Below are 25,682 nucleotides of genomic sequence, written 5' to 3' on the forward strand. Positions count from 1 at the left end.
GCCTCACTCCGTGCGCAGCGCCCTGGCCGCGTCCGTCCTGGCCGCCCAGCCCGCCGGGAGCAGGGCGCCCGCCACCGCGATCGTCAGGCCGCCCAGCAGGAGCAGGGCCAGGATCGGCGTGGCGTAGACGGCGATGTACGAGCCGGGCAGGTTCATCCCCACCGCGTCGCCCATGAGCGGTGTCACGTAGTGGTGCAGGGCCACTCCGAGCGGAATCCCGGCGACCGAGGCGAGCAGACCGATGCCGGCGACCGACGTGAGCACCATGCCCACGATCTGGCGGGGTGTCATGCCCAGGGACTTGTGGACGCCGAGGTCGTGGACGCGGTCGCGGGTGTCGAGGACGACCGTGTTGAGCACGCCCAGGCCCGCGACCGTGACGAGCAGCAGCGTCAGCATGCCGATCAGCGCGTCCATGGCCGCGATCACGCTGGAGGAGTCGTCACCGCCCGGGTGGGCGTACGCGCCGATGGCGTCCAGGGTCTCGTTCAGGGAGGTCAGGTAGGCCGACTCGGAGGTTCCAGGGTCCGTGTCGACGTAGAACCGGGTCGGCTCGGCTTCCAGGCCCAGGGCGGTGAGAGTGGTGGCCGCGGACAGCACGGTCATGCCGTCGTCCTCGGTGAAGAACGCCTCGCCGACGATGCGGACGGTGGTGCGGCGGCCGGCCTCCGTGAGGGTCAGGCTGTCACCGACCGCGATTCCGGCGGCGTGCAGGAAGCGCTCGGTGACCACCGCTTGGCCGGGGCCGGTCAACCAGGTGCCCGAGACCAGCTCCGGGGCGGCCCACGAAGTGTCGCCCTCGTACGCGGTCACGGTGGTCCGGCCGGTGACGCCCGACGCGCCGACCTCCGCCTGGGCGGTGCCGTAGAAGCGGCGAGTCCCCTCCTGCGCGCGCAGGGCGGCAGTGACCTCGGCCGGGTCGGCCGGCGCCTTCGCGGGCTGACCGGGGGCGCGGACGACCTGCGCGCCGGGCGGCCCCTGCCCGCCACCTGTGTCCACGACGACCGGAGCGGCCGAGTCGAGCATCCGGTTCGACTGCACCGCGCCGAGCGTCAGGGCCAGCCCGACCGCGAACGTGACCGTGACGGCGGCGAAGGCCACCGCGGCGGCCGTCGTCAGCGAACGGGCGGGGCGGGCGAAGGGGTGCGCCAGACCGAGACCGATCGGGCGCGGCACCGGCAGCCGCCCGGTCAGCCGCCGGGCCACGCGCCCCCGTGCGGTGCCCGCCGTACGCCCCGCGGAGATCGCCTCCACGGTGCGCAGCCGGCCGGCGCGCAGCGCGGGCACGAGGGCGGCGACGGCGACCAGCGCGAGGGCGACGGCGGGTGCCGCCACGTCGACCCACCAGGGCACCGAGGCGGGCGCGCCGCTGTAGACGTCCTCGACGTCGCCGAGGACCGGGCCCGCCAGCACATTGCCGAGGGCCACACCGAGGGCGCAGCCGACCGCGGTCGGGGCCAGCGCCTGGGCGACGTACGCCCGCACCACCTGGGCCGGGGTGAAGCCGAGGGACTTGAGGATGCCGATGCGCCGGGTGGCGGCGCCCACCGCGCCGCTGACGACGATGCCGATGATCAGCACCGACATGGCCAGACCGAGCACACCGAAGGCGGCCACGAAGGGAACGAACGCCAGCGCGTTGGCGAGCTGTTCCTGCCGGACGACGAGGTGGGACCGCGTCGCGGTCAGCGCGCCCGAGGGCACGGCGGCGGCGATCGCGGCACGCGCGGTGGACATCTGCGCGTCGGTGCCGGCGTGCCGGAAGCGGTAGAGCATTTCGTACGTGGGAGCACCGGACTTCGTGGTCAGCGCCTCGGCCTGGGCGGGGGTCACCCACGCGTCGGCGGTGCCGGTCACCGACCGGGCCAGGCCGACCACGGTCAGCGTCGGGCTGCCCGGCAGGTCGGGGAAGGTCAGCCGGGCGCCCGGACGCAGCGGTGAGTCGGCCTCCGCCAGCACGATCTGGCCGGGCCGGGTGGCCCAGGCGCCCGCGACGAGCCGCAGCCGGTCGACCGGCCCCGCGGCGTCCGCGCGACCGGCCACGGTCAGCGCGGGCAACGTGACACCGGCCGGAATCGGGGCGGAGGCCGAGACCGTGCGCGGGCGCAGTTCGAGGGTCCGGAAGGGGCCGGCCGCGGCGCTCACGCCGGACGCGCGAGCGGTGGCGGCGAGTTCCGGCTCGGTGACCTCGTCGCCGTCGAACTGCGCGGCCAGGTGGGCGCCGTGCTGCTCGGCCATCGCGTGCTCGAACGGCGCCCGGGACGCCGTGAGCACACCGGCGGCCACGACGGACGCGGTGACCGCGACGAGCGTGGTCAGGATCATCACCAGGGTCTGTATCCGGCGCCGCCCCACCCCCGCGCGCACCACCCTGCCCAGGGCGCTCACCGGGCCACCGCCGGTGTGCCCCGGACGTCCTGGGAGTCCCGGACGATCTGCCCGTCGACCAGCTCGATCGTGCGGGAGGCACAGGACTTGGCGAGCCCCAGATCATGTGTGACCAGCACGATCGTCTGCCCGTCCGCGTTGAGCGCGGCCAGCAGTTCCCGCACGTCCTCGCCGGAGGCGGTGTCCAGCGCGCCGGTGGGCTCGTCGGCGAGCAGCAGTGCCGGACGGTTCATCAGGGCGCGGGCGACCGCCACCCGTTGCCGCTCCCCGCCCGACAGCCTGCCGGGGTGGGCGTCCGCGTGCCGCTCGATGCCGAGGTGGGCCAGCAGACCGGCAGCGCGGCGGCGGGCCTCGGCGCGGGGTGTGCCGGCGAGCTGGGCCGGAAGCAGGACGTTGTCGGCGACCGTCATGTCCTCCAGCAGGTTGAAGAACTGGAAGACCATGCCGATCCGCGCCCTGCGGTACCTCGCCGACGCGGCCTCGCCGAGCCGGTCCACCCGCTGCCCGTCGACGGTGACGCTCCCGCCGCTCGGCCGGTCCAGGCCCGCGATCAGGTTGAGCAGCGTCGACTTGCCGCTGCCCGACGGCCCGAGGACGGCCAGCGCCTCCCCGGCCCGCACGCTCAGGCTCACCCCGGCCAGCGCCGGCGGCCCTTCCCCGTACGTCCTGCTCACGTCGCGGATGTCGATCACAGGTGGTGCGGTCGTGGTCATGGGCCCTCCCCGGCCGGCGGTTGACGGTTCGGCGCGACGCTAGGGGCGGGGCCGGGCCCGGGGCGTCGCCCGCGGCGGCGAGAGCGACTACCGTGCCGGGGCGACGTGGCGGGAACGTCATCCCTGAGATGTACGAGGAAGATGTACGGCCCGTTGGCGTTGGTCGACGGCGGGAGGGATGTGGCAAGCGCCGGGCCCTTGCCAGACTGAGCCCATGAGTGGGGTGGTCGGGCGGGCAGGCGCGCGGCGGTGGCGGGCCGTTGTCACGGCGCTGCCGCGGCCGTCGCGGTGGATGTGGACGGCCGACGCGATCCTCGCCCTCGTCCTGGCCGTGTGCACGGTGAGCGCCTCGCTGGATCAGGACGCTGCGATGAGGGTTGCGCCGTTCGGCGTGGGGGAGCCGGTCGCGCCGCCGCCGCCCGGGCCGCCGGGCGTACTCGCGGGCCCCGCGGCCGATCCCGGGGAGCTGGTCCTCGCCGCGTTGACCGCGTTGCCCCTGATCGTGCGCCGACGTTATCCGCTGGCCGCGTTCTGGGCCGTGCTCGGTGTGACCCTGGTGTTCGGCCAGCGCTCCGGTGCGACGGGCGCGACCCTGTACACGTTCCTGTCGTGCGTGGTCGCCGCCTACAGCGCCGCGGTGCACAGCCCGCGCCGCGTTCCGGCGCTGGTCGGCGTGCTGGTCGGCGCGGTGTTGATGGCGGTGTTCCACGAGGAGTACTTCCCGTACTTCACGCCGGGCTTCGTGCCGTTCCTGGTGCTGCTCGGGGTCGGCCTCGGGGCGAACGCCATCCACACCTGGCAGCAGCGCGTCCGTGACCTCCAGGAACAGCAGGAGACCGCCACCCGCCTCGCGGTCGAGCGCGAACGCGCCCGGATCGCCCGGGAGTTGCATGACGTCGTCACCCACAATGTGAGCGTGATGGTGATCCAGGCGGGCGCGGCCCGCAAGGTGATGGACGCCGCGCCCGACCGGGCCCGTGAGGCGCTGCTGGCCGTCGAGGCGGGCGGGCGCACCGCGATGGCCGAACTGCGCCATGTGATGGGCCTGTTGACCATGGACGGGGAGTCCGGCCGGGACCCCGCCGCAGACGTCGACCTCGCCCCGCAGCCGGGCCTCGCTCAGGTGACCGTACTCGTGGACCGGGTCCGAGCGACCGGCGTCCCCGTCGAGCTGTCCGTCACGGGCGCGCCGGCACCGCTCGTCGCGGGCGCCGACCTGGCCGCGTACCGGGTGGTGCAGGAGGCGCTGACGAACGTCGTGAAGCACGCCGCCGGGTCGAGGGTGCGGGTGACCGTCGGCCACATGCCCGACGCCGTGCACGTGGAGGTGTCCGACACCGGCGGCACGGCCGCGATCCCGGCCGGTCCCGGAGGTGGCCGGGGCCTGCTGGGTCTGCGCGAACGGCTCGCCGTCTACGACGGCACGCTGGAGGCGGGCGTACGACCCACGGGAGGTTTCCGGGTACGGGCCGTCATACCCGTGGAGAAGCCGGTGGACGAGGTAGCCGAGGGGGTGTCATGACCGACGCGCCCCGCGTGGTGATCGCCGACGACCAGGCCCTCGTCCGCACCGGCTTCAGCATGATCCTGACCGCCGACGGCATCGACGTGGTGGCCGAGGCGGCGGACGGCGAACAGGCGGTGGCGGCCGTCGAGCGCACCCGCCCCCACCTCGTCCTCATGGACATCCGGATGCCGGGCCTCGACGGGCTGGAGGCCACCCGCCGCATCCTCTCCGGCGTGATCCCCGACCCGCCCCGCGTCCTGATCCTCACCACCTACGACCTCGACCGCTACGTCTACGCCGCCCTCACCGCGGGCGCCAGCGGCTTCCTGCTGAAGGACGTCACACCGGAACACCTCGTCGCCGCCGTCCGGCTGGCCCGCTCCGGCGACGCGCTGCTCGCCCCGGCCATCACCCGGCGCCTTGTCGAGCGCTTCATCACCCAGGACACGGCGACCGCCGCGCTCCACCGGGACCTGGAGGTTCTGACACCCCGCGAACGGCAGGTTCTCCAGGCACTGGGCACTGGCCTCAGCAACGCCGAACTCGCCTCCCGGTTCGCCCTGAGCGAGGCCACGGTGAAGACACACGTCGCCCGCATCCTGTCCAAGCTCCGCCTACGCGACCGCGCGCAGGCGGTGGTGGTGGCCTACGAGACGGGGCTGGTCACCCCTGGGGGAGACCCGAGGTGAAGGCGGCCCAGGCCCCGCCGGAGACGGTGAGGTTCGGGCCGTCGGGGTTCTTGGAGTCGCGTATGTGGATGGTGGGGGTGGCGTGGGGGCTGCGGGCGACTTCGACGCAGGCTCCGCCGCTGCTGTCGCTGTAGCTCGACTTGAACCAGCGAAGTTTTCCGGTGCCTGTCATCGTTCCTCTCCTGCCAACCGCTTGATGAGGACCAGTGATTCATCGGGACTCAGGGCCTGTGAACGGATCCTCGCATAGCGCTGTGCAAGTGGGGACACCTCGGCCGGGTCGCTGACCAGAATGCCTTGGTCCTCCACTTCCAGGTAAATCACGTGCTGGTGGTCCTCGGTTTCCACGAGGTGCATCGGACCGCAGGCGCCTGCATACGTTCCGCGCAGCCCCCGATCCAGAGGCAGCACCTGTACACAGACATTTTCCCGCTGGGCGTCTTCGGTGAGCGAGTGCAGCTGTCCGCGCATGATCTCCCAGCTTCCGAACGGCCGACGCAGCACGCTCTCTTCGAGGATCAGCTCGATGAGCGGGGCAGGATTGCGGTCGAAGAGTGCCCTGCGGGCCAATCGCGCCTCAACCAGTTCCTCGCGTTTCTGATCGGGCAACGGCGGATAGCCGCCGCCGATCAATGCCCGCGCGTAATCCTCCGTCTGGAACAGCCCGTCGACCACCAGCGTCTCGTACGAACAGATGGTGACGGCCCGGGCCTCCAGCTCGGAGAACCCCCGGAAACGGGCCGGGTATTTCTCCAGCAGTATCCATTTGCGGGCCTTCTCGAAGACCCCCAGCCCACCACCGATCTCCGCTTCCAACTTCACCAGCATCTGATCGCTCGCGGGCTGCGCACACGTCTCCATCGCGCTCACCGCCGCTGCCGTGTACCCGAGTTTGTCCCCCAACTGCGGCTGGGTCAGCCCGTGTTGCTCCCGCAATGCCTTCGCGAGGGCGGCGACCAAATGAGCCGTACCGCCTGCCTCTGTCTTGTTCTCCGCCCGCGCCATTGCGGTCACCTCCGAACTCAACCGAACTCAACCGGTCACAACTGACGGACGCCGGTAATCAACCGTGCTCAACCGACGACGCAGAGTCATGGATCAAGCTAGCTTCGCACCCGCAAGCTGACTCCGTGAATGCGCAAAGTGACCTGACCTGGCTCCCGGCAACCGGTGTTCAACTCCGCAAGGCGGGCGTCCAGTTCGACGCGATCAGAGTCGACGGCGAGGAGGGGCGGGACGTCGCCGACCGGCTGGCAAGCATGACCGGCGGTGATCCGGGGCCGATCGTCGAGACGGCGACGGGGCGCCGCGGGGTCTACTTCCTCGTGCCTGTCGGCAGTACGTCCCACCGCGCCTGGCCCGACGGAGTGACCCGTTTCGTCGCCGGCCCGGGCCATGTCTCGTACATCCCGGTGCCCGCCCTCGACGGCTCCACCTGGCCTTTGAGCTGGCGCTACCGCCCCACGGTCCCCGACCGCCTCGTCCACGCGCTGCTGCTGTGCACCGTCCTTCACTCGCAGGAGTGAAGAACGCGAACTCCCGCCTGGGGAAAGGTGGTTCCGACTTGCAATCGTCGCTCTGCGTGGCCTTAGCGCGCGTCTTTTCAGGCCTGTCTGCCGCCCTACTCCGCGACCGGAGCATCTCCTGGTGCGCGGTGAACGTACTGACGTACTTGCTGGCACTTCCGAACCGTGCTCGCGTCACCCTCCGCGTGCTTGCCAGGGCGCGTGTCGAAGAGCGGTCGCGGATCGACGCCGCTCTGCGTGAGCTGGAGGAACTCCGGTATCTGCGGCGAGTGACATGCGAGGGGGAGGCGGCGAGCCAACTCCCCGTCGTCTACGAGGTGTTCGACGCGCCGTACGAAGCCGTGCCACGAACGGGTGAAACCGAAAAAGTGCCGGGTCGGCGTGCGTCGTCGGGGGTGGGCACCGCCGCGGCGGCGCGGCTGCTGCTCTCGTTGGGGGATTTCGACCGGCGACTCACGCTCGACGCCAGCGAGGCGCTGCGGCTCGCGCCGCTGGTGGAGATGTGGTGGCGGCGGGGGGCGAGCAGTGCCGAGGTGCGGGCGGCGGTGACGTGGGATGCGCCGCGGTGGGTGGGCACGGCGTATGGCCACATCGAGGCCCGGCTGCGGCGCCCGGCGGCATCAACAGCTGGGCCTGCAAGGGCAGTTGAAGTTGATTTCCGTAAGCCGGGCGGCCTCGCCCGGCGGTTCCTTCGAGAGGAATGGAGCGTTCGATGACCGTCGTACTGGAGCGGCCTGAGGTGGTATACCGTCGGTATACTCTCCTCATGGCTGACACCACGATCAAAGTCGACCCCGCTGTCCGCGACCGCCTGCAGGAGCTGGCCCGGGAGCGCGGGATGAGCATGCGGGACTTCGTGGCGGAGCTGGCCGGGGCCACGCCCACCCAGGAAGAGCTGCGGAAGCGGTATGAGGAGACCAAGGCGTACGTCGAGGAGCACTTCCTGGGGCGGCCGTACACCGAGGAGGACGAGCGGGCCGGTGAGAAGCTGTGGGCCGACCTCGAAGCCGGGCGGATCGGAGAGGTCCAGTGACGCACGAGAAGCGGTACCCGCTGCCGCGCGCCGTCATCTTCGACGACACGGCCGCGCTCGCCCTCGGCGCGGGGAACAGCATGGCCTCGCGGCTGGTCGTCGAGGCCGAGAAGGACCCGACCCTGCGGGTCTACATCCCGGCACTCGGCATCGCCGCCGCCGAGCGTGAGCGGGCCGGAGTCGCCGAGCACCTGGGCGCGTTGCCGTCGGTCCATGTCGAGGGGCTCGACTTCTCGGCCGCTGCCGCCGTCGGTAAGCGCCTGCGGACGGCGGGTGCCGACGACGAGGGCAAGGACGAGCCGGACTGGAGCGGCGCGCAGGTGCTCCATCTCGCCCTGCCCACCGTCGAGTGGCCGCGCGGGCGTCCGGTCCTGACCAGGACACCTACCCGCTACCGGGGTACGGGCATCCGCACCATCCGTATCGTCGAGCAGAACTGAGGAGGCTCGAAGGGGGCGCCGACCCGGTGTCCCCCTTCGACCCCGCCTCCGATGGACCAGTCAGCGGGCGACGCACGCCCGGCGCCCCTAGCGTGAGGTCGCAGGGGGCGACCAGAAGAAGGTGAACGTCATGCGCGTACTGCTCCAGGCCCATCTCGACACCGACAAGACGAACGAAATCATCCGGAGCGGCAAGATGCCCCAGCTGATGCAGGAGGTCATGGAGGCCTTCAAGCCGGAGGCCTCCTACTTCGGCCCTGACAACGGCGTTCGCTCGATGTTCCTCGTCTTCGACATGCAGGACACCTCTCAGATGCCGCCGGTCACCGAGCAGCTCTTCCAGAAGTTCGGCGCCACCGTGGACTACACGCCGGTGATGAACCTCGAAGACCTGCAGAAGGGCCTGTCCCAGCTCAAGTAGGTCAGCTGAAGACGATCATCGACCCCTGGGCCAGACTCCGCGTCGCCGCCGCGTGCAGCCCCAGCCACACATGCCGTTCGCGGGCGAAGGGGCTCGGATCGTAGGGGGCGGGAACGGCCGGTTCCTCCAAGTCCGTCGGGGCGAGCGGAGCTTGGGGTGCCGCCGGGGGGTTGGCCGGGTCGATGCCGATCACCGGGGCCACGAACTCCAGCTCGCGCAGGAGTGACTGGGCGGAGCCCAAGGGGCCGCCGCCCGCGAGGAGTTCGTCGTTGGACAGCGGGTTCGGGAAGTCGACGGGGACGTAGGCGCCCGCGTGGTCGTAGTGCCAGACCAGGTGCGACTGCTTGGCCGTCGACTCGAACATCTCCAGCAGCTGCTCGTAGTCGCCGCCCAGTTCGTCGACCGGGGTGACCTCGAGACGGCAGACCTGGAGCAGATACGCGCGCCGCAGGAAGTGCAGCGCGTCGTAGTCGAAGCCGGCGACCGGGGCGACATCACCGGACAGGCCCGGCATGTACTGGTACACGGGCACCGGTGGCAGCCCGGCCTCGGCGAGTACCTTGTTGTATTGCGCGAGTTCCTCGGCGAACGGGTTGTCGGGGGTGTGGCACAACACATCGACAAGCGGTACCAGCCACAGGTCACAGGCCAAAAGAGGGCTCCTCACACAGACGTCGCACGGCGTGGCTCAGACGAAGCACAGTGGTCAGGGAAGGGTAATCGGTGCGGCTCGGGCAGGGACCCCTCGTGCAGGCCCATTTGTGCGGATGTGGGATCCTCACGCCGGCTCCTCACCCGGCTCCTCGTACGGGCTCCTCATCCAGGTCCCCGCTCGTGCAGGTCCCATACCCATACTCCGCCGACCCACCTACCGGGCTCGCCGACCAGCTTGTGCACGGTCGCCCGCAGCGCACGGTCGTTCGGCTGCGGGGCCAGCACCAGTACGCCCGCCTTCCAGTACGCCAGGTCCACCCGGGCCTGCTCCCGCCACGACTCATTGACCGGCGGGACGTCGCCGGAGTTGCGCACCTCACGCAGCAGGTTGGAGGTGAAGCGGGGCTCGGCGCCGTAGATGCCGACGCGTTCGTCGCCGTAGGGGCCGTTGAAGTAGCCGCCCGGCAGCTTGAAGCCGAGGCCGGCCTCGGTCTGCCAGTGCAGCGCCTCCGCGTCGGCGGGGTCGGGCAACGGCACCGGCACGAGTGACTCGCCCTCGCGGACGTACGACTTCCAGGTGCCGTCCGCGACGAAGGCGGGCACGTCGACGCGGTCGACGGCCCTCAGCGGGGCCGGGATCAGGGGGAGCAGGGCGAGGGCGACGCCCAGCAGGCCGGCGTAGCGCGCGGCCGGGCGGCGTGCCGTCAGCAGCCGGTCGAGGGCGAGGGCGAGCAGCATCCCCAGCGCGGGGGCGCAGATCATCGCGACCCGGCTCTCGATGACCGCCTCGAACAACGGCATGTCGGCGAGGAGTTTCCAGGGGCCGGGAAGGGTGACGTCGGTCAGCGGGATGCGGAACTCCCGCCCCAGCGACAGGAACGCCGCCACCACCGCCGTGAACGCCAGCGCTCTGACCAGGGCCCGCTCCCACAGCCGTACGACGACGGCGAAGGCGAGCAGGACCAGCGGCCAGCCGTAGAAGGCGTTCTGCTCGGTGGTGTTGAAGGCCAGGGCGTTCGCCGTCTGGGCGTCGCCCGCGAGCCAGGAGCGCTCGGCGAAGGAGAGCAGGGCGAGGGGGCTGTTGAAGGAGCGGGGGTTGTGCTCGATGTCGGTGTAGCTCTGCGGGCCGGCGAACTGCCAGACCAGGGGATACACGACCAGGGGGAGGCAGACGGAGGCGCCGATGAGGAGGCCCCTGAGCAGCGGACGCCATGAGTCCCGCGCCGCGTCCGGGCGGACGACCGCGTAGGCGGCGGCGAAGAGCAGCAGGCCCAGCGCCGTCAGCAGCAGCGGTTCCTCGCCCAGGAAGACCTGGTACGCCGCCATCAGGCCCAGCAGCACCCCGTCCCGTGCCACCCGGGCGCCCGTGCACAGGCGCAGGGCGCGGTCGATGATCAGCGGGATCATGAACAGGACCACGAAGTTCGGGTGCGCGTGGGCGTGGCTGACCATCGGCGGGGCGAAGGCGGCGAGGGACGCGCCCAGGAAGGCCGCGATCCTCCCGCGGACGACGTACTTGACGATCAGCCGGTACCAGGCGGCCGCGGTGGCGGCGAGTCCCAGCGTCATGACCAGGCTGAGGGTGACCGCGGGCCCGGCGGCGAGCGTGAGCGGTGTGAGGGGGACGGACATGCCGAGCATGACCGTGTTGGCCATGAGATTGACGCCGTCGGGGAAGCCCTGGAGGTCGGTGAAGAGGGGGTTGCGGAAATGGGCGACGTTGTCCGCGGTGACCGCGAAGAACCACTCCCACTGGTTCTGGTCGCGCAGGGAGTCGGGGAGGTAGCGGTGGGCCGGCGCGAAGAAACGGCCGGAGTAGAGGGCCACCGACATCAGGAGGAACAGGAAGCCGGCGAAGAGGTCGGCGGGGCGCAGGGAGCGCAGCGCGATGCGGATGATCTCGGTGAGGACGCGGACGTAGTCGAGGGGGCCGACCTTCGAGCCGGGCTGGTGGGACCAGCGGACGGGGACCTCCGCGATGGGCAGCCCGGCGCGCCGCAGATGCCCTAACACCTCGACGTCTATGCCCCAGCCGTTGACGCGGGAGGCGGCGTAGGCCTCGCGGGCGCGGTCGCCGTCGTAGAGCTTGAAACCGCACTGGGTGTCGCGGATGCCGGGGAGGGCCGTGCCGCGTATCAGCAGGTTCCCGGCGCGGCCCAGGAGTTCGCGCAGCCGGTGCTGGCGGTCGCCGATGGTGGCGCCGGGGACCGAACGGGAGCCGATCGCCGCCGAGTTGCCCTCGGCGAGCGCCTTGTCGAGCCGCTCCAGCTCCTCGATCGGCGTCGCGAGATCGGCGTCGGTGACCAGCACACGGCGGCCTCGGGAGGCGGCGACGCCGAGCCGCAGGGCATGGCCCTTGCCGCGGTTGCGGGTGCCGGTGACCAGATGGATACGGGGGTCCTGGCGGACGCTGACGAGGTCGCGGGTGGCGTCGGTGGAGCCGTCGTCGGCGACGATGATCTCCCACTCGCCCCAGCGGGCGTCCTCGGCGGCCAGGTGGCCGGTGAGGGTGTCGAGGGTGGGGGTCAGGCGGTGTTGCTCGTTGTAGGCGGGGATGACGACGGAGAGATCGCAGGACTCGGGGGTGACGGAGCCGGGGTCGACCGGGCCGGGCTCGGCCGAGTCCGGTGCGGAGAGCTCCGGCAGGCCCCGCTCACGGCTCACTCGGCCGCCAGTCGCTCGATCAGGGCGACGGAGTCCGCGTCGTTGGCGGCGATGATCGAGCGTGCGGTGGGCAGGTCGCGGCGCATCAGGGCGTCGACCAGGTCGGTGTGCCCCGACCACAGCCGGCCGCGCAGATCGTCCAGGCGGAGCAGGTGCTGGACCGCGCAGACCCAGGACTGCAGGCGCAGCCGGTGCAGGAAGTCGGCGAGGTAGGGGTTGCCGAAGAGGGTGGCGAGTTCGCGCCAGAAGCGCAGGTCGTAGCCGATGAGCACGGTGAGGTCGCCGGCGGCGGCGGCGCGCTGTGCCTCCTCGGCGCGGCGCCGCACTCCGGCCACGGCGGCGGCGACGCGTGGGTTGTCGGGGTCACGGTGCGTCGAGCGGTCGGTGGCCAGGACCTGGAACATGCCGTCGGTGACCAGGCCGCGGGCCTCGACGATGTCGCGGTAGTCCGCCACTGAGTACTCGTGGACACGGAAGCCGCGGTGCTGGTCGGCCTCCAGGAGGCCCTGTGCGGAGAGGTCGACGAGGGCTTCGCGTACCGGGGTGGCTGAGACCCCGTACTGTTCGGCGATCTCCTTGACGGTGAACTCGCGGCCCGCCTGGAGGCGCCCGGCCAGTACCTCGTCCCGCAGCGCGTCGGCGATCTGCTGGCGCAGGGTACTTCGCGTGACGGAGCCGTTGCTGCCGGTGCCGGGCATGGTCAGGGCGTCTCCCGTCGTCGCGATGAGGTGGCGTGCACGTATATGTCTACGAGCACGCCACCTTACGCGTTCGGGTTTCGAGGGACGTTTCTGCGGCCCCCGGCTTTTCCTCGCCCGGAAAAGGGGCAGCGCCCCTGGTGGCTACGACGTGTAATCGTCCGCCACCGACAGCGCGGCGTCCAACGCCGCCAGCCCTTCCTTCAGCTCGGCCTCGCTCACATTGCACGGCGGGACGACATGCGTGCGGTTCATGTTCACGAACGGCCAGATGCCCCCGGCCTTCGCGGCGGAGCCGAACGCGGTCATGGGGGCGTTGGCCTCGCCGGCCGCGTTGTAGGGGACCAGCGGCTCACGGGTCTGCCGGTCCTTGACCAGTTCGAGCGCCCAGAACATCCCGACGCCCCGCACCTCGCCCACGCACGGATGCCGCTCGGCCAGCTCCCGCAGCGCCGGGCCGACCACGTCCGCGCCGAGCCGCGCGGCGTTCTCGACGAGGCCCTCCTCGGCCATGACGCCGATCGTCGCGGCGGCGGCGGCACAGGCCAGCGGATGGCCCGAGTACGTCAGACCGCCCGGGTAGGGCCGCTTCGCGAAGGTCTCCGCGACCGCCCCGGAGATGGCCACACCGCCCAGCGGCACATACCCGGAGTTCACGCCCTTGGCGAAGGTCATCAGGTCAGGCGTCACATCGAAGAGGTCCGCCGCGAACCACTCCCCGGTCCGCCCGAAGCCGGTCATGACCTCGTCCAGGATGAAGACGATCCCGTACTTGTCGCAGAGCTCACGGACGCCGGCGAGGTAGCCGGGCGGCGGGATCATGATTCCGGCCGTCCCCGGGATCGTCTCCAGGATGATCGCGGCGATGGTCGACGGCCCCTCGAAGGCGATCGTCGTCTCCAGGTGCTCCAGCGCCCGCGCGCACTCCTGCTCCTCGGTCTCCGCGTAGAAGCGGGAGCGGTACAGGTAGGGCGCCCAGAAGTGCACGACCCCGGCCGCGGCACTGTCGGAGGCCCAGCGGCGCGGGTCGCCGGTGATGTTCACGGCCTGCTGGGTGCCGCCGTGGTACGACCGGTACGCGGACAGCACCTTCGGCCGCCCGGTGTGCAGCCGGGCCATCCGTACGGCGTGCTCCACGGCGTCCGCACCGCCGTTGGTGAAGAAGATCTTGTCCAGGTCGCCCGGCGTCCGCTCGGCGATCAGCCGCGCCGCCTCCGACCGCGCCTCGACCGCGAAGGCGGGCGCGAAGGTCGTCATCCGCGCGGCCTGCTCCTGGATCGCGGCGACGACCTTGGGGTGCTGGTAGCCGACGTTGGTGAAGACGAGCCCGCTGGCGAAGTCGAGGAAGCGCCTGCCGTCGTAGTCCCAGAAGTACGACCCCTCCGCGCCGGCGACGGCGAGCGGGTCGATGAGTTCCTGCGCGGACCAGGAGTGAAAGACATGCGCACGGTCCGCGGCCTTCACGGCGGCGCCGACCTCGGGATCTGGCTGAGGGGTCATGCGGTGAGCGTAGGAGTGCGCGGGGTGGGCGAGATATCGGCGTCCTGTCTGCGGTCCGGGGGTTTCCGCGACAAGGTGTCGACAGGGCGGGCGGGAATTGATTGACAGTAAGCTGTCGAGATGGCAGTCTACTGTCATGCCCGAAGGCGTCGGAGCCCTCGGAGTCTGCAGGAGGAGCAGTCATGAGCACCAAGCCCGTGCACCTCGCCGTCTATGACACCTACGCCGACTGGGAGACGGGGCACGCCACCGCCCATCTCGCCCGCGCCGGCCACGACATCCGCACCGTCGGCCCGTCCACGCGGCCCGTGCGGAGCATCGGCGGGCTGAGCGTGCTGCCCGACCTCGCCCTGGACGACGTACGGCCCGAGGACAGCTCGCTGCTGATCCTCCCGGGCGCCGACCTGTGGGACACGAGCGGCGACCTCGCGCCCTTCGCCCGCAAGGCGCGCGAGTTCCTCGACGCCGGGGTGCCCGTCGCCGCGATCTGCGGGGCCACCGCCGGGCTTGCCCGCGAGGGTCTGCTCGACGACCGTGCCCACACCAGCGCCGTCTCCTTCTACCTCGCGGCCACGGGCTACGGCGGCGGCGAGCGGTACGTCGACGCCGATGCGGTCACCGACGGCAAGCTGATCACCGCCGGACCCACCGAGCCGGTCGCCTTCGCCCGGGAGATCTTCCGGCTGCTCGGGGTGTACGAGGGCGAGGTGCTGGACGCCTGGTACCGGCTGTTCCACGACTCCGACGCGGAGGCGTACGCCGTCCTCGAGAAGGCCGGGCAGTGAGCCGCACCCGCCAGGACCTGCTCAGCCGTGGCGCGCTCGGTGTCTTCAGGCTCAACGGCCAGTTCCTCGCGGTCGCCGAGGAACTGGCCCGGCCCTCCGGGCTGACGGCGGCCTGGTGGCAGGTGCTGGGCGCGGTGCTCGGCGAGCCCCTGCCCGTCTCCGGCATCGCCCGCGCCATGGGCATCACCCGGCAGAGCGTGCAGCGCATCGCCGACCTGCTGGTGGAGAAGGGACTCGCGGAGTACCGGCCCAACCCCGCCCACCGCCGTGCCAAGCTCCTCGCGCCGACCAAGGAGGGGCGCGCGGCGATCTCCCGTGTCGACCCCGGCCACGCCGCTTTCGCCGAGCGGCTGGCGGCGGCTTTCGGGGAGGACGAACTCGCCGATGCCGTACGGATTCTGGAACGGTTGTCGACGGTGCTCGACGACCTCGCCGTTCCTGTTACGGAACCGTAGACACCGGGCCGCTCACCTCCGTAAATGCCGCACTATCGTGGGGCCGACGCATAGGCGGGGGCTGGTTGGGGGCGTGCGATGGAGAAGCTGGGGCCCGGGGATCCGCAGCACATTGGGGTGTACCGGCTGCTGGCGCGGCTGGGCGCGGGCGGCATGGGGGACGTCTATCTCGCCCGGTCGGACCGGGGGCGTACCGTCGCCGTGAAGCTCGTACGGCGGGAGCTGGCCGCACAGGAGGAGTTCCGCGCACGGTTCCGGCAGGAGGTGCAGGCCGCCCGGCAGGTCGGCGGGTTCTGGACCGCGCCGGTGCTCGACGCGGACACCGAGGCCGAGGTGCCCTGGGTCGCCACCGGGTATGTCGCCGGGCCCAGCCTCCAGCAGGTGGTCGGGCACGACCACGGGGCGCTGCCCGAGCGTTCGGTGCGGATCCTGACGGCCGGGCTGGCGCACGCTCTCAGGGACATCCATGCCGCGGGGATCGTGCACCGCGATCTGAAGCCCTCCAACGTCCTGGTCACCATCGACGGGCCGCGCGTCATCGACTTCGGCATCGCACGCGCGCTGGAGACGGTCGACGAGAGCGGGCTCACCCGCACCGGAGCGCTCGTCGGGTCGCCGGGGTTCATGGCGCCCGAGCAGGTGCGCGGGGACCGGATCACGCCCGCGTGCGACGTGTTCTGCCTGGGCTCGGTCCTCGCGTACGCCGCGACCGGCAGGCTGCCCTTCGGGTCCATCGACAGTGGCGCGCACGCCGTGATGTTCCGGATCGCCCAGGAGGAACCCGATCTGGAGGGGGTGCCCGAGGGGATCGCCGAACTGGTGCGGGACTGTCTGCGCAAGGACCCCGGCGCCCGCCCGACGCTCGAGAGGATCCTGGAGCGTACGGGGGCCGAGGACACCGTCTCCGGTGGCCGGTCCCGTGATCCCTGGCTGCCGAGCGCGCTGGTGGCGCAGCTCGGGCGGCACGCGGTGCGATTGCTGGATGCGGAGGATCCGGTGGGGCCGGGGGCCGCGCAGGTCCCCGCCCGACAGGGCGATCCGGCGCGGGCGGGCTCGGATGGGCCCGGTTCCGCGGAGCCGACCCCCGCCGCCTCCCCCGAGCACTCCCCGGCCGCCCCGGCGACACCGCCGGACCAACTCCCCACGGTGGCCGCGACCCGGAGCGGCCCGACCCCGCCGCCGAGCCCCCGCACCCCGCCCGGCGGTGCCTTCGGGGACGCCGCCGCCCCCGGGGACACCCCGGCCCACCCGGCGTACGGCTACCCCCAGCAGCACCCGCAGCAGCCGGCGTACGGCTACCCTCCGGCCGCCCCGAACACGCCGCCGGGTCCGACGCCGCCCGGGCCCCATCCGGCGTACGGCTTCGCCCCTTCGTACGGCCCCGGCCCGTCCTACGGCAGCACCCCGCCCTACAACCCGCCCGTGCCGTACCTCCCCGCGCCCCCGCCCGAGGACCCCCGCCGCAGCGGTCGTTCCACGGTGGCGCTCGTCGTCGTCGCGCTGGTGGTCGCGCTCGCCGCAGGTGGTTCGGTGTACGCCTTCATGAACGGCGGCGGTGACGACGGAGCCGGCGGCGGCCCGACCGCCACGGCCACCGCGACCGACCCGGCCACCTCCGACCCGACGGACCCCGCCACCTCTCCGGACCCGGCCACCTCCGAGCCCGCCGACGGCGCGATCCCGGCGAGTTACCTGGGCACCTGGACGGCTTCGATCGACAACGACACCGGCCAGAACACCCGACGGCTGACCATCCGGCAGGGCGAGGTCGGTGACACCGTCCTCTCCCTCGTAGCCGACGGCCCGGCCGGCACCGGCACCTATCACTGCGAGTTCGAGGCGACGCTGACCCGGGCGCCGGGCGGCGACAGCCCGTTGGAGATCGGCCCGTCCACCGTGACGGCCGGTCCGGCCACGTCCTGCTCACCGGGCGAGGCCACCGAGATCACGCTGCTGCCGGACGGCAGGCTGGAGCGCGTGAACACCAGCAGCGGGGAAAAGCTGACGTACACCAGGCAGTGAGGATGAAGTCGCGTTTCCTGTGAGGCAGTTGAACGTACGGCGAACATCGGCGGCCACGCACCGACGGTGGCTCCGAACGGACGTACGGTGACCCCACACTACGGCTCTGGTGAGCGGCGGGGGCACCACTGTGGAGTGGCTGAGCGCAGAGAACATCGTGGCCGTCGGCACGGCGGTGCTCGGTGTGGTCGCGTCGGGCGTCATGGTCTGGTACGAGCGGCGCGTGCCGCGCAGGAAGCGCATCGGCTATCGCGTCCAGATGGACAACCCGATAGGCGACGACGTGCGTTCGGGACGTGCCAACGTCCGGCTCGGGCTGTTCGACGTGGACATGGACGACGCGACGCTCGTGCTGCTGCGCGTCGAGAACGACGGCTCGCAGAGCATCGACCGCGACGACTACACGGGCCCCGGACCCCATGGCCTCACCGCGGTGTTCACGGACCGCACCATCCGGGGTGTCTCGGTCACCCAGCCGACCGACATCGACCACCTGATGGACCACTTCACCGCGCAGCGCGGCTTCGGCTACGAGGACAACCGGCTGCGCATCCCGCGCGTCCCGCTCAACCCCGGCGACTACTACAAGCTGCTGGTGCTGCTGTCCGGCGGTGACGTGGGCAGCGAGATCCGGCTGCGCGGCGGCATCCGGGACGGCGAGGTGCACCCCAACCGCAGTGCGACGCCGGACGACAAGTCGCCGATGTTCAGCCTGCCGGCCCGGGTCTTCACCGCCCTGCTCACCCTCTCCGTCCTCGCCCTCGCGGGCATCGTCGTCTTCCGGGACGGCAACCCGATCGAATGCGAGCAGGGCGAGTTGACGGTGATCGGGTCGACCGCGTTCGAGCCGGTGATCTCGACGCTGGCGAAGCAGTACGAGGGCAAGTGCGCGGGTGCGGAGATCGACGTCCAGACGCGCGGCAGCGAGGCCGGTGTGGGCGAACTCGCCGCGCTGGCCGGCCGGTCGAAGGACAGGGCACGGTCGGTGATCGCGTTCTCCGACGGTCCGCTGGGCGAACGGCTGGACCTGAAGGGGAAGAAGGTCGCGCTGTCCGTCTTCACGCTCGCCGTCAACGACGGGATCGACCTCGGGCCCGACGGGCTGTCCGTGCGTCAGGTGCGGGACATCTACAAGGGCCGGTACAAGCGGTGGGGCGAGGTGCTTCCGGCCGCCGGCAGGGCGGTCGCCGACCTGCCCATCGTCCTCGTCAGCCGCAGCGACAGCTCGGGGACCCGGCAGGTGTTCCAGGACCGGGTGCTCGGGGGGTGGGAGCAGGCGCAGAGCACGTCACTGGACTGCCGGCCGCCCAAGGGCGCCGTCACCGTCGTGACGCGGTGCGAACTCGCCAGTACCGGGGATGTGCTGGACAGGATCGCCGAGCAGCCCGGTGCCCTCGGGTACAGCGAGCTGAGTGTCGCCGCCCGGCACAAGGGTGTGCGGACGGTGGCGCTGGACGGCGACCGGGCGGACGTGGACGAGATCGAGCGCGGCGACAGCGCCTACCCCTATCGGGACATCGAGTACGCCTACACGTACGGCACCGCGGCCGACGACTCGCTCACCGCCGGGTTTCTCGCCTACCTGGACAAGGAGAGCAGCCGGCAGGTGATCCGGACGCAGGGGCATCTGCCGTGCGGCACGCCGGTGGGGCTGGAGTTGTGCCGCTGAGGCACGGCACCGCACCCTTGCCGTTGGTTGCCATGTACACAACCATGGCGAGGGTCGGCCGGCATCGGCAGCCCCGGGAGGACACATGCGTCGCAGCCCCAGCAGGAGAACGGTCTTGACGGCTACGGCGGCATCGGCGGCGAGCGCGGCGGCGCTGACGACGACCGGTACGGCCGGGGCGGCGCCCGCGTCGACGAACCGCCCCCCGGCGACCGCCCAGCGCCCGGGCCGCGAACTCCGCGCCCTCCTGAGGGAGATCGACCCGGCCCGCATCGAGGCCACGATCCGCACACTGGTCTCCTTCGGCACCCGCCACACCCTCTCCGTCCAGGACGACCCGACCCGAGGCATCGGCGCGGCCAGGGACTGGCTCCTGGCCGAACTGAGCTCCTGCGCGGCGGCCTCGGGCGGCCGTATGACCACGGAACTCCAGTCGTACGTCCAGCAGCCGGCCCCCCGCATCCCGTCCCCCACGAAGATCACGAACATCGTCGCGACCTTGCGCGGCTCGGTGACGCCGGAGCGCGTGTACGTGGTGTCCGGCCACTACGACTCCCGCGTCACGGACGTCATGGACGCGGCGTCCGACGCGCCGGGGGCGGACGACGACGCGTCCGGGGTCGCCGTGGTCCTGGAGCTGGCGCGGGTGATGGCGAGGCGCCGGCCGGCGTCGACGATCGTGTTCGCGGCGGTGGCGGGGGAGGAGCAGGGCCTGTACGGATCGGCCCACCTGGCGCAGACGCTTAAGGCCGCGGGTGCGGACGTACAGGGCATGTTCACCAACGACATCGTCGGCAGCCCGACGGCGGACGACGGCACCCGGGACCCGTACACGATCCGTCTGTTCGCCGAGGGCGTCCCGTCCTCGGAGACCCCCGAACAGGCGGCGATCCGCCGCTCGGTGGGCGGCGAGAACGACTCGGCGACCCGCCAACTGGCCCGCTTCGTGCGCGATGTCGCCGACAACGACGCGACGGGCATGCGCATCCGCACGATCTACCGCCGCGATCGCTACCTCCGCGGCGGCGACCACATCCCCTTCCTGGAACGCGGCTACCCGGCCGCCCGCTTCACCGAGCCGGCCGAGGACTTCGCCCATCAGCACCAGGACGTCCGCGTCGACGAGAACGGCAAGCAGTACGGCGACCTGCCGGAGTTCTGCGACTTCGGCTACACGGCGAGGGTGGCCAAGGTGAACGCCGCGACCCTGTGGACCCTGGCCCAGGCCCCCGGCACCCCGGAGTCCGCAAAGATCGTCACCAGCACCCTCACCAACTCCACCCGTCTGACCTGGACCAGAGGTCCGGAACCGGACCTCACCGGCTACGAGATCGTCTGGCGTGAGACGACGTCCCCGGAGTGGACCCACGTGGTGCCGGTGGGCGACGCGACGACCCACGAGGTCGACCTGTCCAAGGACAACGTGTTCTTCGGGGTGCGGGCGGTGAACGGGGCGGGCCTGCGCAGTCCGGTGGCCTTCCCGGCGCCGCAGTCGTGAGCGGTGGCGCTGGGGTGGCACCGTTTGACGCCACATGGTGCCACTCGGTGCCATTTCATGTTTGCGCAGGTAGGGCGGCTATTTTCGCGCCCGTGCCACTTTAGGCGCCAATCAGGCTTGCATGTGGCGCCATCGTGGTGCCATCATGGCGTCATGGACCTCACCCCGTATGTCGACACCCTCCGCCGCGAACTCGCGGTGGCCGCCGAAGCCGGTGGCGACGAAGCACGCGAGCTGGCCGAGAGGCTCACCGCTCCCCTGGAGTCGGCGACCCGGCTGACCATGCTCAATGTGCTCTCCGCCGCGATGGACGAGATCACCCGTGAACTCGCCCCCGGCTCGGTCGACGTACGGCTGCGCGGGCTCGACCCCGACTTCGTGGTGACACCGCCGCCCACCCACGGCGGCGCCCCCGCGGAGCCGGCCGCGCCCGTCGAAACGGTCAGGACCCCGGTCCCGGCCGACGGCGACGAGGGCGGCACCGCCCGCGTCAACCTGCGTCTGCCGGCCCACCTCAAGGCGCGCGCCGAGGAGGCCGCGAGCCGCGAGGGCCTGTCGGTCAACGCGTGGCTGGTGCGGGCCGTGTCGGCCGCGGTCGACGGCGGCACCCGGCCGCGTGCCACGGAGAAGACCCAGACCCTCGGACAGAGCTTCACGGGCTGGGTGCGCTAGCCGCGCCCCCGCCCGCACCACTTCACCCACACCACGTCCCACCAGCGGGGACGCTCCAAGGACTCAAGAGGACGGGACAGCCATGCCTTCTTTCGACACTCCCGACGCGATCTCGGTCACCGCCTACGTGTACGCCGGTTCCATCCAGCTCACCGCGGGCGACCGCGTAGACACCGTCGTGGAGGTGCGGCCCCGCGACCCGAAGAAGGACCTGGACGTACGAGCGGCCGACCAGACCGAGGTCGCCTACGCGAGCGGCGTCCTGACCGTCAGCACGCCCAAGGCCAATCTCTTCGGGCGCGGCGGCACCGTCGACGTGACGGTGGGACTGCCCACGGGCTCGAACATCGACATGACCGGCGCCGGGACCAGGGTGCTCGGCGAGGGCCGGCTCGGCGAGGTCCGCGTGAACACCTCGGCCGGCGACGTGCGCCTCGACACCACCGGCCCGCTGCAACTGAAGGCGTCGCACGGCACCAGCACCGTCGACCGGATCGAAGGCCTGGCCGAGATCACCAGCAGCACCGGCAATGTGCGCGTCGGCATCATCGACGGCCCCGCCGTCCTGAAGAACTCGCACGGCACCACGACCGTCGGCGCCGTCACCGGCGAGCTGCGGGTGAACGGCGCCAACGGCGCCATCGACATCGCGCGCGCCGAGGCGTCGGTCACCTGCACCACCACCCACGGCGTCCTGCGCGTCGCCGAAGTCGCCCGCGGAACAGTCCAGTTGGAGACCTCCAACGGCTCCATCGAGGTCGGTATCCGCGAGGGCACCGCCGCCTGGCTCGACGTCAGCTCCAACCGCGGACAGGTACGCAACATGCTCGCCGCGTCCGAGGCCCCGGAGCAGTCCGAGGACACCGTGAAGGTCCGCGCACGGACCAACTGGGGCAACATCGACGTCCTGCGCGCCAAGGCCTGAGCGCCCTCATCTCCCCCACCGCCCGCACCTCTTCGGATCTCCCACCCACTTCAGCCTTCTCATGGAGGGCCCCATGCCTTCATCTGTCATGCCCACGTCCAGGCGGGGTGACGGTCACCCGTCTCCGGCCGCCGTCTCCACCGTCGGTCTGCGCAAGTCGTACGGCGAGAAGACCGTGCTCGACGGCATCGATCTGCGTATCCCGGCGGGGTCCGTGTTCGCGCTGCTCGGCCCGAACGGCGCCGGCAAGACCACCGCCGTGAAGATCCTGTCCACGCTCATCGCCGCCGACGGCGGACAGGCCCAGGTCGCGGGCCACGACGTCGCCACGTCACCGGACGGGGTGCGTGCCGCGATCGGTGTCACCGGACAGTTCTCCGCCGTCGACGGTCTGATCACCGGCGAGGAGAACATGTGGCTCATGGCGGACCTGCACCACCTGTCCAGGCGCGAGGGTCGGCGGGTCGCCGCCGAGCTGCTGGAGCGGTTCGACCTCACCGAGGCCGCGAAGAAGCCCGCGTCCACCTACTCCGGCGGTATGAAGCGGCGTCTGGACATCGCCATGACGCTGGTCGGCAGTCCGCGGATCATCTTCCTCGACGAGCCGACCACCGGTCTCGACCCACGCTCACGCCACAACATGTGGGGCATCATCCGTGAGCTGGTCTCCGACGGCGTCACCGTCTTCCTCACCACCCAGTACCTGGAGGAGGCTGACGAACTCGCCGACCGCATCGCGGTGCTGAACGACGGCAGGATCGCCGCCGAGGGGAGCGCCGAGGAGCTCAAGCGACTCATCCCCGGCGGGCACGTGCGGCTGCGCTTCTCCGACCCGGCGGCGTACCGGTCGGCCGCCGCCGCCCTGCGCGAGGTCACCCGGGACGACGAGGCGCTCGCGTTGCAGATCCCCAGTGACGGCAGCCAGCGCGAGCTGCGCTCCCTCCTGGACTGGCTGGACGCCGCCGGCGTCGAGGCCGACGAGCTGACCGTGCACACCCCCGACCTCGACGACGTCTTCTTCGCCCTCACCGGCAGCGCCACCATCCCCGACCAGCCCAAGGAGAACGCCCGATGAGCACCCTCTCCCTCGCCCTGCGCGACTCGTCCACGATGCTGCGGCGGAATCTGCTGCACGCGCGGCGCTACCCGTCGCTCACCCTGAACGTGCTGCTCACCCCGGTCATGCTGTTGCTGCTCTTCGTCTACATCTTCGGCGACGTGATGAGCGCAGGCATCGGCGGCGGGGCGGACCGCTCCGAGTACATCGCGTATCTGGTCCCCGGCATTGTGCTGATGACCATCGGCGGCACCACGATCGGGACCGCGGTGTCCGTCTCCATGGACATGAGCGAGGGCATCATGGCCCGCTTCCGCACCCTGCCGATCCATCGCGGTTCGGTGCTCATCGGACACGTCGTCGGCAGCGTGCTGCAGTGCGTGATGAGCGTGGTCCTCGTGGGCGCCATCGGGGTGGCGATCGGCTTCCGGTCCACGGACGCCACGGCCCTGGAGTGGCTGGCGGCGTTCGGGCTGCTCACGCTGTTCGCGCTGGCCCTCACCTGGATCGCGGTCGGCATGGGCCTGATCAGCCCGAACGCCGAGGCGGCCAGCAACAACGCCCTGCCGCTGATCTTCCTGCCGCTCATCTCCAGCACCTTCGTCCCGGTCGACGCGATGCCGGGCTGGTTCCGGCCGATCGCCGAGTACCAGCCCTTCACGCCCGCCATCGAGACCCTGCGCGGCCTGCTGCTCGGCACCGAGATCGGCCACAACGGCTGGCTCGCCGTCGGCTGGTGCGTGGCTCTCTCCGCGCTCGGCTACTTCTGGTCGAAGGCGGTCTACGACCGCGGCCCGAAGTAGCCCGGACGACCCGCGGGCCCGCTCCCGCCCACCCGTCCTGCTTGAGGGCGGCGTACTTCCGACATCGAGTCGGCGTACGCCGCCCCGTCGGCGTTCCCCGCCGCCACCCTCCCCTTACCGCGGCTTCTCACCGAGGCTCGGGCGGCCGCTGCCGAGGCATGTTCGGCCGCGCCCCGTTCGCCGGCGGCACCGTGAAGCGGCCCTGTCCCACGGCCGCGTCCGGCCGCGTCCCGCCGGCCACCGCCGACTGGATCCCCATCGGCGCCGAACCCGTCCGGAACTCCACCATCCAGTCGGCCGTCTCCGCGCGGACCAGCTCGGTCACGTCCTCCGAGAACCGGCGCAGTACGCCCAGGCACCGCTCGGCGGCCTCGCCGGCCGTGCCCTCGGCCGGGCCGAGGACCTCTCGTACGCTCTCCGTCGCCCAGTCGAACTGGAGTACCTGAAGCCGCCGCTGCACCGCCTGCGCCGTGGCGAGGTCCCTTATCCAGCCCGAGGTGACGCCGAAGGAGCGGTCGACCGCCACACACGCCACCGCCAGGAGCAGGGAAAGATATCCCCAGGGGGCCACCCCGCTCGCGACCCCGGTCAGGTCCAGCAGGGGCAGCGCGGCCCCGACGACCGCTCCCGTCGCCGCCCCGCCGCGCAGCGCCTGCGCCCCGCGCCGCTTCCACACCCGGTCCGCGAGATACCACGCCGCCGTGTCCAGTGCCCCCCGCTCCACCCACCGGTACAGCTCGTCCAGCCGCAGCGCCGGCTCCCCCCAGTCCCCGAGCGGAAACGCCCGCCCCGTCAGATCGCCCGGCCGCAGTCCGGCCGCCCCTTCGCCGCCCCGCCCGTCCTGCGGCGACCTGTCGGGCTGCATCTCCGGCTGACCCACCCGGCACTCCCTACTGTCACGGTGCGTGACATCACGTACGACTTACGTCCGGGTACGACCCCCCGCAGCGCACGGAACGTCACGCAACACCTGAGGCTGACGCGCCGGACCCTTCCTACCGCCCAATGGGTGGCGAAGAGATGCCTTTCGCCTCTTTTCCGCCCGGAAGTGGGTCTTGATCAGGTATAGGACTCCAGTTCCTCTCACTCGAAAGAGTGCCGGGGCGACGGCTGCCCGGACCACGTAGGCTCGTGCTGAACGGGAAAAAGCCGTACAGAGGCAAGGAGCTGATCGTGATCCCCGGTGGTGGCCAGCCCAACATGCAGCAGCTGCTTCAGCAGGCCCAGAAGATGCAGCAGGATCTGCAGCGGGCGCAGGAGGAACTGGCGCAGACCGAGGTCGAGGGCCAGGCGGGCGGCGGTCTGGTGAAGGCCACCGTCACCGGTTCCGGCGAGCTCCGCGCCCTGAAGATCGACCCGAAGGCGGTGGACCCGGAGGACACCGAGACCCTCGCCGACCTGGTCATCGCGGCCGTACAGGCGGCCAACGAGAACGCGCAGAATCTGCAGCAGCAGAAGCTCGGCCCGCTGGCCCAGGGCCTGGGCGGCGGCAGCGGCATCCCCGGCCTGCCCTTCTGACGCTCCGGGCGTTCCCCGGCTTGCCTTTCTAAGAGGGGCCGCCGC

26 protein-coding genes are annotated in these 25,682 nt (G+C 71.5%); 17 read left to right on the top strand and 9 right to left on the bottom strand.

The window, feature by feature from the left end; genetic code table 11:
* Positions 1-3: 3 nt before the first annotated feature.
* Both ACFQ6S_RS23230 and ACFQ6S_RS23235 read right to left on the bottom strand, forming a co-directional pair.
* Positions 4-2,388: an FtsX-like permease family protein gene (locus ACFQ6S_RS23230; RefSeq protein WP_383412834.1), complete on the bottom strand. Its 2,385-nt coding sequence runs from the start codon at positions 2,386-2,388 to the stop codon at positions 4-6.
* Positions 2,385-3,101 (bottom strand): ABC transporter ATP-binding protein, encoded by a 717-nt coding sequence (locus ACFQ6S_RS23235; RefSeq protein ID WP_383412837.1) that lies wholly within the window; start codon positions 3,099-3,101, stop codon positions 2,385-2,387. Before ACFQ6S_RS23235 ends, ACFQ6S_RS23230 begins: the two co-directional genes overlap by 4 nt.
* 214 nt (positions 3,102-3,315) lie before the next feature.
* Between ACFQ6S_RS23235 and ACFQ6S_RS23240 the strand changes: the two genes are divergently transcribed.
* Both ACFQ6S_RS23240 and ACFQ6S_RS23245 read left to right on the top strand, forming a co-directional pair.
* Positions 3,316-4,623 carry a sensor histidine kinase gene (locus ACFQ6S_RS23240; RefSeq protein WP_383412839.1) on the top strand — a complete coding sequence of 436 codons (1,308 nt, stop codon included), beginning with the start codon at positions 3,316-3,318 and terminating at the stop codon, positions 4,621-4,623.
* Entirely contained in the window at positions 4,620-5,297 is a 678-nt protein-coding gene (locus tag ACFQ6S_RS23245) for a response regulator (protein ID WP_383412842.1), read from the top strand. The genes ACFQ6S_RS23240 and ACFQ6S_RS23245 overlap by 4 nt, the downstream gene beginning before the upstream one ends.
* Here the strand turns inward: ACFQ6S_RS23245 and ACFQ6S_RS23250 are convergent.
* Complete coding sequence (locus ACFQ6S_RS23250; protein ID WP_383412845.1) at positions 5,272-5,469, bottom strand: DUF397 domain-containing protein; 198 nt, start codon at positions 5,467-5,469, stop codon at positions 5,272-5,274. The genes ACFQ6S_RS23245 and ACFQ6S_RS23250 overlap by 26 nt on opposite strands.
* Positions 5,466-6,311, bottom strand: coding sequence for a Scr1 family TA system antitoxin-like transcriptional regulator (locus tag ACFQ6S_RS23255; RefSeq protein ID WP_383412848.1), 846 nt, complete (start codon positions 6,309-6,311; stop codon positions 5,466-5,468). Before ACFQ6S_RS23255 ends, ACFQ6S_RS23250 begins: the two co-directional genes overlap by 4 nt.
* Before the next feature lie 116 nt (positions 6,312-6,427).
* Between ACFQ6S_RS23255 and ACFQ6S_RS23260 the strand changes: the two genes are divergently transcribed.
* From ACFQ6S_RS23260 to ACFQ6S_RS23280, 5 genes are all read left to right on the top strand, one after another.
* The gene (locus ACFQ6S_RS23260; RefSeq protein ID WP_383412851.1) at positions 6,428-6,823 is read left to right on the top strand and encodes a hypothetical protein; all 396 of its coding nucleotides are present in this window, start codon (positions 6,428-6,430) and stop codon (positions 6,821-6,823) included.
* A complete protein-coding gene (locus tag ACFQ6S_RS23265; RefSeq protein ID WP_383412854.1) occupies positions 6,820-7,539 on the top strand; it encodes a hypothetical protein in 720 nt (239 codons plus the stop codon). Before ACFQ6S_RS23260 ends, ACFQ6S_RS23265 begins: the two co-directional genes overlap by 4 nt.
* A gap of 50 nt (positions 7,540-7,589) precedes the next feature.
* On the top strand, positions 7,590-7,856 hold the full coding sequence (locus tag ACFQ6S_RS23270) for a hypothetical protein (protein ID WP_383412856.1): 267 nt from the start codon (positions 7,590-7,592) through the stop codon (positions 7,854-7,856).
* Positions 7,853-8,296 carry a hypothetical protein gene (locus ACFQ6S_RS23275; protein ID WP_383412859.1) on the top strand — a complete coding sequence of 148 codons (444 nt, stop codon included), beginning with the start codon at positions 7,853-7,855 and terminating at the stop codon, positions 8,294-8,296. The genes ACFQ6S_RS23270 and ACFQ6S_RS23275 overlap by 4 nt, the downstream gene beginning before the upstream one ends.
* A gap of 130 nt (positions 8,297-8,426) precedes the next feature.
* Positions 8,427-8,717, top strand: coding sequence for a DUF3303 family protein (locus ACFQ6S_RS23280; RefSeq protein WP_383412862.1), 291 nt, complete (start codon positions 8,427-8,429; stop codon positions 8,715-8,717).
* A gap of 1 nt (position 8,718) precedes the next feature.
* On the opposite strand, the gene ACFQ6S_RS23285 is transcribed toward ACFQ6S_RS23280, so the two are convergent.
* The 4 genes from ACFQ6S_RS23285 to ACFQ6S_RS23300 form a co-directional block, all read right to left on the bottom strand.
* Complete coding sequence (locus tag ACFQ6S_RS23285) at positions 8,719-9,369, bottom strand: hypothetical protein (RefSeq protein ID WP_383412865.1); 651 nt, start codon at positions 9,367-9,369, stop codon at positions 8,719-8,721.
* A gap of 164 nt (positions 9,370-9,533) precedes the next feature.
* Positions 9,534-11,927 (bottom strand): dolichyl-phosphate beta-glucosyltransferase, encoded by a 2,394-nt coding sequence (locus tag ACFQ6S_RS23290; protein WP_383413006.1) that lies wholly within the window; start codon positions 11,925-11,927, stop codon positions 9,534-9,536.
* Positions 11,928-12,031: 104 nt separating this feature from the next.
* A complete protein-coding gene (locus ACFQ6S_RS23295; RefSeq protein ID WP_383412868.1) occupies positions 12,032-12,733 on the bottom strand; it encodes a GntR family transcriptional regulator in 702 nt (233 codons plus the stop codon).
* 144 nt (positions 12,734-12,877) lie between these two features.
* Positions 12,878-14,233 carry an aspartate aminotransferase family protein gene (locus tag ACFQ6S_RS23300; RefSeq protein ID WP_383412871.1) on the bottom strand — a complete coding sequence of 452 codons (1,356 nt, stop codon included), beginning with the start codon at positions 14,231-14,233 and terminating at the stop codon, positions 12,878-12,880.
* A 182-nt stretch (positions 14,234-14,415) separates the two neighbouring features.
* On the opposite strand from ACFQ6S_RS23300, the gene ACFQ6S_RS23305 reads away from it, so the two are divergent.
* From ACFQ6S_RS23305 to ACFQ6S_RS23345, 9 genes are all read left to right on the top strand, one after another.
* Entirely contained in the window at positions 14,416-15,018 is a 603-nt protein-coding gene (locus ACFQ6S_RS23305; RefSeq protein ID WP_383412874.1) for a type 1 glutamine amidotransferase family protein, read from the top strand.
* Positions 15,015-15,473, top strand: a complete 459-nt coding sequence (locus ACFQ6S_RS23310; protein ID WP_383412877.1) for a MarR family winged helix-turn-helix transcriptional regulator — start codon at positions 15,015-15,017, stop codon at positions 15,471-15,473. The genes ACFQ6S_RS23305 and ACFQ6S_RS23310 overlap by 4 nt, the downstream gene beginning before the upstream one ends.
* Positions 15,474-15,551: 78 nt before the next feature.
* Positions 15,552-17,495, top strand: coding sequence for a protein kinase (locus ACFQ6S_RS23315; RefSeq protein WP_383412880.1), 1,944 nt, complete (start codon positions 15,552-15,554; stop codon positions 17,493-17,495).
* A gap of 130 nt (positions 17,496-17,625) precedes the next feature.
* On the top strand, positions 17,626-19,164 hold the full coding sequence (locus tag ACFQ6S_RS23320) for a PstS family phosphate ABC transporter substrate-binding protein (RefSeq protein ID WP_383413008.1): 1,539 nt from the start codon (positions 17,626-17,628) through the stop codon (positions 19,162-19,164).
* A gap of 115 nt (positions 19,165-19,279) precedes the next feature.
* Positions 19,280-20,662: a M28 family metallopeptidase gene (locus ACFQ6S_RS23325; RefSeq protein ID WP_383412882.1), complete on the top strand. Its 1,383-nt coding sequence runs from the start codon at positions 19,280-19,282 to the stop codon at positions 20,660-20,662.
* Between the two features lie 153 nt (positions 20,663-20,815).
* Positions 20,816-21,334, top strand: coding sequence for a hypothetical protein (locus tag ACFQ6S_RS23330; protein ID WP_383412885.1), 519 nt, complete (start codon positions 20,816-20,818; stop codon positions 21,332-21,334).
* 82 nt (positions 21,335-21,416) lie between these two features.
* A complete protein-coding gene (locus ACFQ6S_RS23335) occupies positions 21,417-22,259 on the top strand; it encodes a DUF4097 domain-containing protein (RefSeq protein ID WP_383412887.1) in 843 nt (280 codons plus the stop codon).
* A 73-nt stretch (positions 22,260-22,332) separates the two neighbouring features.
* Positions 22,333-23,334, top strand: a complete 1,002-nt coding sequence (locus tag ACFQ6S_RS23340) for an ATP-binding cassette domain-containing protein (RefSeq protein ID WP_383412890.1) — start codon at positions 22,333-22,335, stop codon at positions 23,332-23,334.
* Positions 23,331-24,119: an ABC transporter permease gene (locus ACFQ6S_RS23345; protein WP_383412893.1), complete on the top strand. Its 789-nt coding sequence runs from the start codon at positions 23,331-23,333 to the stop codon at positions 24,117-24,119. Before ACFQ6S_RS23340 ends, ACFQ6S_RS23345 begins: the two co-directional genes overlap by 4 nt.
* Before the next feature lie 127 nt (positions 24,120-24,246).
* Here the strand turns inward: ACFQ6S_RS23345 and ACFQ6S_RS23350 are convergent, their stop codons facing one another.
* A complete protein-coding gene (locus ACFQ6S_RS23350; protein WP_383412896.1) occupies positions 24,247-24,999 on the bottom strand; it encodes an SLATT domain-containing protein in 753 nt (250 codons plus the stop codon).
* A gap of 293 nt (positions 25,000-25,292) precedes the next feature.
* On the opposite strand from ACFQ6S_RS23350, the gene ACFQ6S_RS23355 reads away from it, so the two are divergent.
* Complete coding sequence (locus ACFQ6S_RS23355; protein ID WP_190074330.1) at positions 25,293-25,637, top strand: YbaB/EbfC family nucleoid-associated protein; 345 nt, start codon at positions 25,293-25,295, stop codon at positions 25,635-25,637.
* The last annotated feature ends 45 nt before the right edge of the window (positions 25,638-25,682 follow it).

The organism is Streptomyces sp. NPDC056479, assembly GCF_042795335.1.
GTDB lineage: Bacteria > Actinomycetota > Actinomycetes > Streptomycetales > Streptomycetaceae > Streptomyces.